The organism is Dehalobacter sp. 12DCB1 (assembly GCF_004343605.1).
Classification (GTDB): Bacteria; Bacillota; Desulfitobacteriia; order Desulfitobacteriales; family Syntrophobotulaceae; genus Dehalobacter.
Window position 1 is genome coordinate 140892 of record NZ_POSF01000018.1, and the last position, 12555, is coordinate 153446.

Annotated in this window: 12 protein-coding genes; 1 reads left to right on the forward strand and 11 read right to left on the reverse strand. The window is 45.8% G+C overall.

Going from position 1 to position 12555, the window contains the following annotated elements; genetic code table 11:
- The first annotated feature begins 180 nt into the window (after positions 1-180).
- Entirely contained in the window at positions 181-672 is a 492-nt protein-coding gene (locus C1I38_RS11745; protein ID WP_083916688.1) for a hypothetical protein, read from the forward strand.
- 52 nt (positions 673-724) lie between these two features.
- On the opposite strand, the gene C1I38_RS11750 is transcribed toward C1I38_RS11745, so the two are convergent.
- From C1I38_RS11750 to C1I38_RS11800, 11 genes are all read right to left on the reverse strand, one after another.
- Positions 725-1078, reverse strand: coding sequence for a GIY-YIG nuclease family protein (locus C1I38_RS11750; protein WP_131929733.1), 354 nt, complete (start codon positions 1076-1078; stop codon positions 725-727).
- 3 nt (positions 1079-1081) lie between these two features.
- Positions 1082-1561: a DUF6530 family protein gene (locus tag C1I38_RS11755; protein ID WP_015043096.1), complete on the reverse strand. Its 480-nt coding sequence runs from the start codon at positions 1559-1561 to the stop codon at positions 1082-1084.
- A 263-nt stretch (positions 1562-1824) separates the two neighbouring features.
- Positions 1825-2214 carry a PaaI family thioesterase gene (locus C1I38_RS11760; protein WP_131929735.1) on the reverse strand — a complete coding sequence of 130 codons (390 nt, stop codon included), beginning with the start codon at positions 2212-2214 and terminating at the stop codon, positions 1825-1827.
- Between the two features lie 29 nt (positions 2215-2243).
- Positions 2244-3347 carry an o-succinylbenzoate synthase gene (gene menC / locus C1I38_RS11765; RefSeq protein WP_131929737.1) on the reverse strand — a complete coding sequence of 368 codons (1104 nt, stop codon included), beginning with the start codon at positions 3345-3347 and terminating at the stop codon, positions 2244-2246.
- Positions 3344-4792: an o-succinylbenzoate--CoA ligase gene (gene menE, locus C1I38_RS11770; protein WP_131929739.1), complete on the reverse strand. Its 1449-nt coding sequence runs from the start codon at positions 4790-4792 to the stop codon at positions 3344-3346. Before menE ends, menC begins: the two co-directional genes overlap by 4 nt.
- A gap of 92 nt (positions 4793-4884) precedes the next feature.
- Positions 4885-5727 carry a 1,4-dihydroxy-2-naphthoyl-CoA synthase gene (gene menB, locus C1I38_RS11775; protein ID WP_131929741.1) on the reverse strand — a complete coding sequence of 281 codons (843 nt, stop codon included), beginning with the start codon at positions 5725-5727 and terminating at the stop codon, positions 4885-4887.
- A 41-nt stretch (positions 5728-5768) separates the two neighbouring features.
- Complete coding sequence (gene menH / locus C1I38_RS11780) at positions 5769-6620, reverse strand: 2-succinyl-6-hydroxy-2,4-cyclohexadiene-1-carboxylate synthase (RefSeq protein ID WP_131929742.1); 852 nt, start codon at positions 6618-6620, stop codon at positions 5769-5771.
- Between the two features lie 15 nt (positions 6621-6635).
- Complete coding sequence (gene menD, locus C1I38_RS11785; RefSeq protein WP_131929744.1) at positions 6636-8366, reverse strand: 2-succinyl-5-enolpyruvyl-6-hydroxy-3-cyclohexene-1-carboxylic-acid synthase; 1731 nt, start codon at positions 8364-8366, stop codon at positions 6636-6638.
- Between the two features lie 109 nt (positions 8367-8475).
- Positions 8476-9639 (reverse strand): isochorismate synthase, encoded by a 1164-nt coding sequence (locus C1I38_RS11790; RefSeq protein WP_131929746.1) that lies wholly within the window; start codon positions 9637-9639, stop codon positions 8476-8478.
- 257 nt (positions 9640-9896) lie between these two features.
- The gene (locus C1I38_RS11795; protein ID WP_131929748.1) at positions 9897-11108 is read right to left on the reverse strand and encodes an NADP-dependent isocitrate dehydrogenase; all 1212 of its coding nucleotides are present in this window, start codon (positions 11106-11108) and stop codon (positions 9897-9899) included.
- 144 nt (positions 11109-11252) lie between these two features.
- The gene (locus C1I38_RS11800; RefSeq protein ID WP_131929750.1) at positions 11253-12509 is read right to left on the reverse strand and encodes an MFS transporter; all 1257 of its coding nucleotides are present in this window, start codon (positions 12507-12509) and stop codon (positions 11253-11255) included.
- Positions 12510-12555: the final 46 nt, after the last annotated feature.

Below are 12555 nucleotides of genomic sequence, written 5' to 3' on the forward strand. Positions count from 1 at the left end.
TGTATTAAGACAAATCTTAAGCCTATGGCGTTGTGCCATAGGCTTTATGCTTATATTTTAGAACTTCATCAACAGTTAGATAATAAGCAGACTTTCTTAAGAGGTAAATTTTAACGGCAAAAAATACCATTCTAAAAAGTCAAGAATAAGTGCATTCTAAATAAAAAAGGAGTACTTAAAATGCTAGAAATAGGCAAAAGCAAAGATACAATCATAATTGGCCTTCTAGGGGGGTTAATTGGGACGATTGCTATGGATGTATCTAATTTATTAATTTTTAAGTCAGGAAAAACCGAGACGTTATATGGTCATATAGCAGGTGGATTATTTGTAGCTCCGTATAGAACAAAAAGACGTGAGAATTTCATATTAGGTCAATTGGCACATTTAGGTATAGGCTCATTGTGGGGAATTCCCTTAGTTTATACACTTAAAAAAACGGGTAAAGATCATTACTTAATAAAAGGAGCCGTCATTTCCATGCTTTCTTTGGGCACGCTTATAGGTGGGCAAAAAGCCGGTTACTTAAAAAAATTTCGTTTAACGAAAACCTTTTATTCAGCAATCTGGAATCATCTTCTTCATGGTTTAGTTTCTGCCCAGACCATTGTAATGTTAGCAAACCCAACTATAATCAAAAAAACAAAGGCCCATGAGAAGAATGCATCCTAATCAAATCATTTACTATCATTCCTTGGCTACCTATGAACCCGAATTGGATACCTTAGAAAATCCTTAGTTCCGGATCCAACTTTTCCGCCCATATCTCTTCAAGAAGCTGAAGGTCTTCTTCAAATTCCTTCATGGTCTGGGTATCTTTCATTTCGATTTCTTCCAGAATTTCAAACTTAAAAGCCTTGGCCCCATATTCATCCCATTCCTGTTGAAGTTTTGTCAGCACACAGGAGCCGGTATCTTTAGAAAAATCAAAACGGTTCTGGAACCGCATGACATTAACAGCGCCCTGCAGAACATACCTGCCGTTTTCTTTATTGGTGATCATAAAAATTCCACCGGAAGTTTTCCGTTCCTTATATTCATTGCGGAGCTCCCTTTTCCAGTCGGATGTACCCGTCATCGTCTAATACCCCATTTCCTTCAGTAGTTTGGAAAGCGTACTCAAACGTTCTCCGATTAATTCATCGTCATTGCTGAGTACTTGCCTGAATAGTTTGATGTCTCCTTCAATCATTGGATTATCAGTACATACGGCGACGGTCATTGCATCTCCCTGCAGCCCGATCCTGTCAATAACGGGTTTCTCAGGATCATACATTTTTTCATATCGGTAGGCCTCACGAAAATGAAGTGTCGATCTGCAAATCAGGATCGCAAGATCGATCACCCGGTGAAGCGGAAGCTCCTCGGACTGTCTCGACCACTTTTCTCCGGTGAACCGCCAGACCTTCGCGGATATCTCCAGCTTCCCCCTGTCATTCCACTGGGCCAGCCCCAAGGATAATCCTTTGGCGTCGGAATCATAGGCATTTCTGCCGTCAATCCGTTCATAGTCTTCCGATACAATCACAGGTTTATGTTTCAGCGTCGTCGGAATCTTCATAAGTTACCTCTCCTGATTTAGCAAAATTTTATTTTGTCATTTCTTTTATATCAACTAATTTATTATTCACTAAATTACTAGATTACTAAATTAGTAGATTGTAATAAGAAGATTATCACATTACGCTATCTTTGTCAAAAAATACGTCATTACAGGCACAGTGATACAAATATTTTGACGTCCACAGCTGGATCAGTGTGGTATTATGGCACACTGACCTACCTCCATAATATTTTTAAAAAAAAGGCTTTTAACAGCCTTTTTTACACTCTATTGTAATTTATAACCGCATTTGTCACAGTAACCACGGAAATCAGCTCATCTTTTTCATCAAGCATTTCAATCAACCAGACATGCGATGTTTTTCCCTGATGCAGCAGTCTGCCTTTGGCGAGGATATAGCCTTCTATGTTTTTTGCTTTCATATGATTTGCCGTAATATTCTGGCCCACAGCAACCTGGCTATTGTCCAGCAGCTGGTTGGAGGCATATCCTGCAGCCGATTCTCCCAAAGCAATGGTTGCCCCGCCATGCAATAGGCCATAAGGCTGGCTATGAAAAGCCGTTAAATTCATCTTGGCTTCAAACGTATTGTCCTTATACTGTATATATTCAATATTCAGGTAATCCATCAGGTATTTCTGGTTTTCCATCAAGTGACCCTCCTTTCCCGCGCCTGCTGCTAAGCGAATATGTGATGCTCAACGGTATAATCAGCCAGGACATTTTCATCGACAGCAATTCCCAATCCCGGACCCCGGGGTACTTCAATCCTGCCGTTTTGAACCGTGACCTCAGGCCAGATGATATCCTGTGGAAAATAACGCTGGGACGGTGACAAATCTCCAGGAATATAGGTATCCTTCAGACTTGCCAAATGGACGTGCAATATTTTCGAAATTCCGCTTTCCACCATACTCCCGATCCAATAGTAGATATGATGCTTCCGGCAAAGCTCAATCATCTGCCTGACATAAAACAGGCCGCCAACCCGGCCGGTCTTGATGTTCAAGGCGCGGCAGGCTTTTAATTCGATCGCCTTCTCCAGGTCAGCTACATTTAAAATGCTTTCATCCAGACAGACAGGCGTCTGCATTTCTGCCTGGAGTTTCTGATAGTCCGTCAGTTCAGCTTCAGCCAAAGGTTCCTCCAAACACAGCAAACCAAGACCATCAATTTTCATCAATTCGGGAATGTGCTCGGAGCGAAAGCTTTTGTTGGCATCCGCCAGCAGTTTGAGATAGGGATAGGCAGTTCTGATTATGTTGAGTTTGGCAAAACCGTCCTGCGGTTTGATCTTTATTTTAAAACGGACGTAACCTTCCTGCAAGTACTGTTCAATCTGTTTTAACAGGCCGGCGCTGTCCAGATCTCCCAGAACCATACCGGCCTCAATCTGCGTATTTGTCTCCTCCTGAAATACAGCCGCCATGACAGGGATATCCTGACGCCTCGCGTACAAGTCCAGCAACGCATTTTCAACCCCGGCACCTGTCATCGGGTAAGCTTTGTCCAGCCAGGCATGAATGTCGAAAGGATGTACAATCTCTTCCTGCAGCAGCCGCGGAAGATAAATTTCCAGCAGAAGGCGTTTAGCATTGGCAAGCGTTTCCGAAGTATAAAAAGGATCAGAGAAAGCGACAACTTCGCCATAGCCGGCATTCTCGAATTCGTCTGTGACTTTAAGAATGATCGTTTCCCGGCGATCCAGACTGGTCTGAGATGTTTTAAAGGTAAACTTTAAAGGCATGTCCAAAAGGAACAGCTCTGCTTTTTTTATGATCATGGGCTTCCTCCCTCCGCCAGCATATCTTCCAGTGCCTTGTGACGGACCTTTCCTGTGGCATTCCGGGGAAGTTCAGCCAAAAAGATAATCTCGCTGGGAAGTTTATAGCGGGCGAGTCTTGGAGACAGATAGTCCCTGATCTCTTCTTCGTTTAATAAAGATACTGCAAATAAGACAGGTACCTGTCCCCACTTAGGATCTTTTCTTCCGATGACAGCGCATTCTTTGATCCCAGGGTGCGCGTAGAGTATATTTTCGATTTCCCGCGGATAAATATTTTCCCCGCCTGAAATAATCATGTTTTTGCGACGGTCGAGAATATACAGGAAACCGTCCTGATCCAAATAACCGATATCTTCCGTAGGGAAAAATCCGAAGATCGTTTCCCGGCCAAGATATCCGTCCATAACCATGGGACTCTGAATCAGGACTTCACCGCTGCCGTCAGACCCTGGATTTTTGATCAGAATTTCCACTGAATCCAGTGGAAGACCAACTGAATCAATCTTGTCCGGGTATTGGAGAACGGAAAAGGTTGCCGATTGGCTGGTGGTTTCCGTCATACCGTACGTTTTATAGATAGGAATCTGCCTAACCATACATTTTTCAACCAAGGGTCGGGGTATGAACTCCCCCCCTATAAGCACCACTCTCAAGCAATGCCTGTCAATCCGGTCAATGATTCTGTTCAGCATGGTCGGAACAACCGACAGCATATTGACTTTTCCTTCCTGAACCAGGCTTAACGTCTCTTCTTCCCGAAAGCTTTCCAGCAAGGTTACCGCAGTCCCATTGTATAAACTGCGCAGTAGAATCGTTAAGGCACTGATATGATACAACGGCAGAATCATCAGCCAGTTATCTTCTTCTGTAACTCCGAGGCTTTTTTGAGAAGCCTTAACATGGGCAGTAAACTGTTTCCAGCACAGCGGAACAGATTTGAATTCCCCAGTCGTGGCGCTCGTATTCATAATGACTGCAATTTGTTCCGGGTTAAACTCCGCGGCCGGATCAAATTCGCTGCATGCTTCCGAATCATCTTGTTCTGCAGCATCAGCCTTTACATCATCCGTAACATCATCCCCAACTACATCCAAAAATGACTTCACTTCGGCCGGAAATGACTGGCTGAAATTCTCGGTGGCCAGACCATCCTGGGCCAAAACCAGCTGAATATCCAGGGTTTTTACTTGTTTGCCGATTTCTTCCGCAGTTAAACGTGTATTCAGCATCAATACTTCTTTTTGAAGCAGCTGTAAGGCCAGAAAAAACAAGACCGTTTGTTCAGAATTATTCGAAAGGAGTGCTACCCTTTTTTGTTTTTTGACATGCGGCAAAAGCCTTACCGAAAGTAAGCTCACGCGTTCGGATACGTCCCGGAACGTCAGGTCGTTGATAAATTTCTTATCCGGTTTTTCAAGGGCTTGTCTTTTTAACCAGTTCATCTTAATTCATGCTCTCTATTAAATCCTTAATTCCATCCATACAGATCGTGTATTACATTATTTGGGGTAGGTCTTCGTAATATCCTGCCGGATCAGGGGAACTTCGGGAACTTTTTGAAATCGGGCTCGCGTTTTTCTTTAAAAGCGTCTCTGCCCTCTTTAGCTTCGTCTGTGGTATAGAACAACAGTGTTGCATCCCCAGCCAGCTGCTGCAGTCCGGCGAGACCGTCTGTATCTGCATTGAAAGCTGCTTTCAGGAAGCGAAGGGCAGTCGGTGAATGCTGCAGGATTTCCTGCGCCCATTTCACGGTCTCCTTTTCAAGCTGCTCAAACGGGACGACTGTATTAACGAGTCCCATCTCCAGGGCTTCCTTAGCCGTATATTGACGGCAGAGGTACCAGATCTCTCGGGCTTTCTTCTGGCCGATGATGCGAGCCAGATAGCCTGCACCGTAGCCGGCGTCAAAAGAGCCGACCTTCGGTCCGGTCTGGCCGAATTTGGCGTTCTCTGATGCGATCGTCAAATCGCAGACAATATGCAGAACATGGCCGCCGCCAATCGCAAACCCGTTGACCATCGCGATCACCGGTTTAGGAATGATGCGGATTAAACGCTGCAGATCCAGCACATTTAGACGCGGAATCTGATCGTCACCAACATAACCGCCATGGCCACGCACCTTTTGGTCACCGCCGGAGCAGAATGCTTCTTTTTCCTGGCCCTGACCGTGATTAGCACCGGTCAAAATAATCACTCCTATATTTTCATCCTCCCGGGCAATCGAAAAAGCATCAATCAGTTCCATAATCGTTTTGGGGCGGAAAGCATTGCGGACTTCCGGACGGTTGATGGTAATCTTGGCGATCCCGCTGTATGTCTCATAAATAATATCCTCATAGCTGCGGCTGAGTTTTTCCCACAGAAATGTGCTCATTGAATAACCTCCCTATAATATCGTATTCTTTTTCTCCGGGTTCATATTCTTTTTCCCGAATTCTTATTACGTCTTTCCGTATTTTCATCTAAAGCATCAACGCTTAGGAACTCGCTAACGACCGCCCGAAAAGTCTGCGGGTCTTCCAGATGCGTATTATGCCCTACTCCGGAAATGGTCTGCTGGATGATCCTGGCATTTAAATGACTGAACTCCCGGCTGATTTTCTGGTATTTTGGATCAAGTTCACCGCTGACAAAGAGGACGGGCATCGTCAATTCGGCCACCCGGTCTTTCAAGCAAGGAAACGTTCCCTGACCGCTCGCCAGTAGTGTATTGGCAAGCGCATATGGTTCATTTTGCAGGCGGCGCTGCCTGATTTTCGCTCGGACTTTCTCGGGAAGCCGGGCTTGTGTTTTGAAAAGTTCCAAACCTGACCAATAGCTTTCAAACCATTCAATCCCGTTCTGCCGAATATCTTCGGCCAGTGCGGCATCATCTCTGCGCCGCTTCTCCCTGCTGAGCTCACCGTATTCCCCATAGGAAGCGCTTTCCATGATAAGTTTAGCAATTTCCCGGGGATATTGTAAAGCATAGGCCAGCGCAATCCGGCCGCCCATGGAATACCCTATCACGCTGTACTGCACCAGCTCTAACTGCTGCGTCAGATCATGCAGCGTTTCCAGCAGCATGGGAAGTCCGTACGGCTGAAGGGCAGACGGTTTTTCAGTACTGCCGTGCCCGGTCAGATCCACCAGGATCAACCGGAAGCCGGAAAGATCAATTTCGTCCCAGGTACCGAGGTTCTCTGAAAATCCGTGCAAACAGACGACCGGCTTCCCGGTTCCCCGTACTTCAAAGTGAATGTTTAGACCATTTGCGGTGATCATCATTTCCTATCATCCATCTTAGTCATTTTCTGACGGCAGCCGGGTATATTTGTCATGCAGTTCCTTGCTTAACTCCAGATCTATTTTTACTTCAATAAGCTTGATGCCTTGTGTGTTCTGAGCTGCTTGGAAACTGCGCTCAAATTCTTCATAATTTTTCGGTTCAAAATAAGCGATGCCATACAGAGCAGTTAACGCAGAAAAATCCAAGCCCGGGGGGGTTAAGAACAGCGTTTCAAAATATTTTTCCCGGCTCTGGGGCAAGTACCGAAAGATCCCCCCGCCGTTGTTATTGAACAATAGGATGGTTAGATCCAACGGGTGATTCTTGGCAATCTGAAGCCCGTTTAAATCATGGAAAAACGCAATGTCTCCGGTCAGCAGCACCGTCGGTTTACCGGCCGCCGCTATACCAAGGGCTGTAGAAACCATGCCGTCGATTCCATTGGCGCCTCTGTTTCCAAGCACCTTCAGGTCTTGCGCGCGGGCCTCCAGAAAATCATCAACATCGCGGACGGCCATGCTGTTGGCTGCAAAGAGCCTGGATTCTTGAGGCAGAAGATCTTGAAGCCTTTGAATCAAGGACCCTTCAAACAGTCCTTTTTCCTGTCTGGCTTGTCTTAGCTGCGCCCGCATTCTTTGTTGGTAAATGAGCCACCTATCCAGATATTCTCGGCTGCTGTTTTCGGTTTTGACCGACGCTGCAAAAAGTTTAGGTGAAGCCAGTACATAATGATTCGTGGAAAGTGCCGGGTTACGATAGTCAAATACTGCATCGGCCTGGACAAATAATGCGTCCTGATGCCGGGCCAAATACTGCTGAAGGCTTTTCGACACAGGTGTCTGTCCAAACTGGATGACATATTCCGGTTTTAATTCGTCTTTGACAGCATCTTCTTTTAGAAATGCCTGGTAGCTGTCCAGAATGACTCCACTTGAGAAGCCGCGGAAATTGGATAACGGATCGGCAAGTACAGGCGCTTTCAAACGTGCCGCTAGGGCCAGTACCTCTGTATGATAGTCGGCATACGCGTCGCCGCCGCAAACAATGATTCCGTTTTTATTGCTGAATGCTGCATCAAATTTCGGATGAACTTCCAAAGGCTCGGCAGGATGCGGATATGAAGACGGATTGTTGTGGCTGAGAGTTTCTCTGTGAAGCCTAAAAGCATCTCTGTGGCGGCCTGCTGTAAAATCAAGTTTGCTTAAATCCGGCACCAATGGTTCACGCAGCGGGATATTCACGTGGGACACGCCAAAGCTTCCCGTCATGGCGCTGCCGTAAGCTCTTTGCATAACTGCCCTGGCATAGCGGTACATCCGCTCATCTTCTTCGGGTAATGCCAGTTCCTCAAAAAAACGCGCATACTCTCCGTAAATCCTGGTCTGATCAATGGTTTGGGGCGCACCGGCCTGACGCAGTTCGGGCGGCCGGTCGGCCGTCAGAACAATCAGCGGAACTCTGGAATATTTGGCTTCTACCAGGGCCGGCAAATAGTGCGCTGCAGCAGATCCTGATGTACAAACCAGCACGACGGGTCTCTGCATTTCTTTGGCTGCCCCGAGTGCAAAGAAGGCTGCGGAACGTTCGTCAATACTGACAAAAATCTCAAATTGATGTTCTCTGAATAAAATTGCCAGCGGGGTAGAACGCGATCCCGGGCTGATCACAACTTCCCTTACGCCCAGCTGGTACAATTCATCCACCAGGGCCGCTATGTAATTCGTTGCTGCAAAAAAATCGGTCATCGTCGTACTATCCTCACCTTCATGCCTAACATATTTCAGAATCTCAAGCTTACAAGATTTCCAAAGTTAGAATCATAAGATTCCAGGATTGGATTTAAGGACATGGGGTTCAGGGTACCAAACCCTCCAGGATCGTCCTTAATTTATCGTTCGTCTCGACGTATTCCTCCAGACAATCGGATCCTTCCACGATCCCGCATCCCGTATACGCATAGACCATATTGTCCTGAATAAGGGCAGACCGGATACCGGCCACAAAAATGCCATTACCGTTCTGATCCATGATTCCCAAGGGGGCCGCATACATCCCCCGCTCGTGTTTTTCCTCTCTGGCAATAATGTCAAGGGCGGGTCCGACCGGATTGCCGCCAAGGGCCGGCGTCGGATGCAGACGGGTGACCCAGGCGGTTAAAAGACTGCGGTCTTTTGCCCCAAGACGGGTTTTTAGATGATAAAGGTTTTTCAGGGTCAGAATCCTTGTCTCGTCGATCCATACCTCAGCGCAGTATTTTTTCATGACATCGGCTATGGTATCCCGCACAATTCGGTGCTCATGCAGGTTCTTAGGGTCGTTTAGCAGGATCTCCATTTGAGTCCCCTCATCAATGGCGTTACGGGGAATTGTGCCCGCCAGGGCATAACTGATAATTTCATCGTCCGCTTTCTGTACCAGGATTTCCGGCGTAGCACCCAGAAAAGTCCGTCCTCCCTTCGCATACGCAAAAACAAAGCTGTCCGGATTTTTTTTCCGGAGGCTCTTGAGTACGCTCTCAACATGAACCGTCGCGGTACAACTGATTTTCACTTCTCTGGAAATAACCACTTTATCCACGTTCTTTAAGGATATTTCCTGTTTGACATTGGTGAATAATTCCTGCCACTGCGGGTAATCATCATCAGCGATCGTATAGGTATGGCGGACAGACTTTGTCTCCCTGTCCTCTAACCCACAAATTTCTTCCTCCGGCGCCTGCTCGGGATAGTATAAAAGCTGCTTGCCGTCCTTTTCAACATAATAGTACTTGAAAGCAATGGTTTCATTGCCAAGTCCAGCCCATTTGGGATCACGGACCGACTGAAAAAAGGTTCTGGCAGAAAACACCAGGTCGTAATTCTGATAACTTTCTCCTTCAGCAAAGGTTTTCCAGCGTATTGCCCCGATGATCAGTTCACCAGTCAGGGGATTATAAAAGAAAAGACGATCCTGTTTGTCAAAATGGGTCCAAAAAGCCAGAGGATTTTCTAATTTCATTTCTTTTTTTAGATACTTCAATTTTCCGTCTCCGCTTGTGCAAAATTAATTTCCTATAGTATTATCCTATATTTCCGGCGATATATATACTATTTTATCAAAAGGAGGAAAATTTTTCACGTAATCCGCAGATTTTTTATAAAAAACCCATGTTCAGCCCATAAACTGAAAAATTTTCAGATATAATAAACAACCCTAATCCGATGGAAGCTCGGACCAAGGCTGTTTAATCATCCAGTCATTTCATTCAGTTAATCGCTCAACATTATGTGCACGATTTACCCACGGATTCTGTCCAGGGTCTTTTTGGTTTCAAGTAGGAATCCGTCCGTACTGACAACCGTCTTTTCAGGAAGATCGGAAATCAGGGCCAGGTCTTTGGTCATAATTCCTGCTTCGATTGTCTGCAGGGAAGCGGCTTCCAACTGATCTGCAAACTCGATCAGATCTTTCAGTCCGTCGATCTCACCACGTTTTCTTAATGCTCCGGTCCAGGCAAATAGGGTGGCCATCGCATTGGTCGATGTTTCTTCGCCTTTGAGATGCTTGTAATAGTGACGGGTTACTGTCCCGTGAGCTGCCTCATATTCATAGCAGCCATCGGGAGATACCAGAACCGATGTCATCATGGCCAGACTGCCGAAAGCTGTTGCAATCATATCAGACATTACGTCCCCGTCATAGTTTTTACATGCCCAGATATATCCGCCCTCGGAACGGATAACGCGGGCCACTGCATCGTCAATCAGCGTGTAGAAGTACTCAATATTCGCATCGGCAAATTTCTGCTTGTACTCCGCATCAAAGATTTCCTGGAAAATATCCTTGAAGGTATGATCGTACAGTTTGGAAATCGTGTCTTTGGTCGCGAACCATAGATCCTGCTTGACATCAAGCGCATAGTTAAAGCAGGAACGCGCAAAACTCTCAATGGATTTGTCGACATTATGCATTCCCATAATGACGCCTTTGCCAGCAAAGTCAAAAATCGTTTGACGGTTCACTTCCCCAGTTTCACTGGTGAAAACGAGTTCCGCCTTTCCAGAGACCGGGACTTTGTATTCGACATTGCGGTAAACATCGCCATAAGCATGACGGGCAATCGTGATCGGTTTCTTCCAGGCAGAGACCATTGGTGTGATGCCTTTCACAACAATTGGCGCCCGTAAAACCGTTCCATCCAAAATCGCTCGGATGGTGCCATTCGGACTCTTCCACATTTCTTTCAGATTGTACTCTTCAACCCTTTGGGCGTTCGGCGTAATGGTAGCGCACTTTACGGCAACGCCATATTTCTTGTTGGCCATAGCGGCATCGATCGTAACCTGGTCATTCGTCTGATCCCGGTATTCCAGGCCAAGATCGTAATACTCAGTTTTTAAATCGATATAGGGCAGAAGCAAGATCTCTTTAATGGATTTCCAGATGATTCTGGTCATCTCATCGCCATCCATCTCTACCAGTGGGACGTTCATTTGGATTTTCTGCATTTTGTCCTCCTTAATATATCTAAAAATGTCTAAAATCGAAAGCTTTTGTCAATGACATAATTTCGACTGCTATTATACTATAAAATATTGCATTGATATACAAGCAAACACAAAGAATAATACAGAATTCATTTCTTCCATCTTCTATTGCTCTTGTCTTTCCGGCTCAATTCGGGTTTTATTTCCAAGCAGGAAAAATCCCTGAATAAACAGCAGCATACCGGTTACGATTAACATCCACTCAATTTTTATCACATCAGCTAAAGGACCAAATACCAGCATGCCAAGCGGCATCATGGAACTGGATATCATGGACAGAACACCGAATACCCTTCCCAGGAAATCCCCTTCTACCTTTTCCTGCAGCAAAACCATTGCCGGGACATTGAAGATGGGCATGGCGACCCCGATCAGGAACATAAAAAGAAGATAAATCCAAAAAACCGGAACAACCCCAAGCGTGAAAGTACATACGCCAATCATTAGCGCTGCCAAGGTCATCGTGTTAACCCGGTTTTTGAGGCCTCCCCACGATGCCATCCCGAGTCCGCCGATAACCATGCCAAGCGAAAATGCAACTTCAATTGCAGTCAGCCGCCAGACATCATTACCAAAACTGCGTGTGACCTGTAGCGGAGTTAAAAACGCAGAAGGTGCTGCCAGGAAAAAGAAAACAGCTGTAAATAAAAAGAAAACTTTTAAAAACGGATGATTTAGGACATACTGCATCCCTCCACGTAGATCACCAAAATAACTGACGGTTTGTTTCTGCAAAGCTTTGGCATGGGCCTGCACCCGTAAGAATACAAATAATACCGTCACAGCAATGGCAGCTGTGACCACATCAATAAAAAAGATGGTTTCAATTGCAGCTATGACCAACAATGCTCCGCTGATCATCGGTGATATCAGCATAACCAGCGATTGAATACTGCCGTTGATGCCGTTAACTTTGGTCAGCTTATCCTGCGGAACGAGCTGAGGTAAAAATGCACCTACAGCTGGCGTCTGGACCGCCGTTCCAAACGCACGCAAGGCAGCCATCACAAATAGAAGCCAGACAGTTTTGTAGCCCATTAAAAAAAGAATGGCCAGAATAAGGGTAACTGATGCGATCAGCGTGTCTGACAGCATGATCAGGTTTTTTCGATTATAACGGTCAGCCCAGACTCCGGCAAACGGAGAAAGCAAAAAAGTCGGCAAAAATCCGCAGATAATATAAACCGTCATCATCACGCCAGACTGCGTGTTTAAAGTAATGTACCACATTATCGCGTACTGGACCAGCGATGTCCCAAAAAGCGAGAGCGTCTGGCTTGTAATAAACAAAATGGTGTCTTTCTTCCAGTTGGCCACGTTCGGTAGTTCCGACATACTTGACGTATTTTCAAGATCAGGCATTACAGTGAGTTCTCCTATCTGTATGTATTTTTAACGCTTCTCACGT

Coding starts and splice junctions, on each gene's coding strand:
- menD (WP_131929744.1), bottom strand. CDS start 8,366: ATGACCGATTTTTTTGCAGCAACGAATTACATAGCGGCCCTGGTGGAT.
- C1I38_RS11760 (WP_131929735.1), bottom strand. CDS start 2,214: ATGGAAAACCAGAAATACCTGATGGATTACCTGAATATTGAATATATA.
- C1I38_RS11750 (WP_131929733.1), bottom strand. CDS start 1,078: ATGACGGGTACATCCGACTGGAAAAGGGAGCTCCGCAATGAATATAAG.
- C1I38_RS11800 (WP_131929750.1), bottom strand. CDS start 12,509: ATGCCTGATCTTGAAAATACGTCAAGTATGTCGGAACTACCGAACGTG.
- menB (WP_131929741.1), bottom strand. CDS start 5,727: ATGAGCACATTTCTGTGGGAAAAACTCAGCCGCAGCTATGAGGATATT.
- menH (WP_131929742.1), bottom strand. CDS start 6,620: ATGATGATCACCGCAAATGGTCTAAACATTCACTTTGAAGTACGGGGA.
- C1I38_RS11755 (WP_015043096.1), bottom strand. CDS start 1,561: ATGAAGATTCCGACGACGCTGAAACATAAACCTGTGATTGTATCGGAA.
- C1I38_RS11795 (WP_131929748.1), bottom strand. CDS start 11,108: ATGCAGAAAATCCAAATGAACGTCCCACTGGTAGAGATGGATGGCGAT.
- menE (WP_131929739.1), bottom strand. CDS start 4,792: ATGAACTGGTTAAAAAGACAAGCCCTTGAAAAACCGGATAAGAAATTT.
- C1I38_RS11745 (WP_083916688.1), top strand. CDS start 181: ATGCTAGAAATAGGCAAAAGCAAAGATACAATCATAATTGGCCTTCTA.
- menC (WP_131929737.1), bottom strand. CDS start 3,347: ATGATCATAAAAAAAGCAGAGCTGTTCCTTTTGGACATGCCTTTAAAG.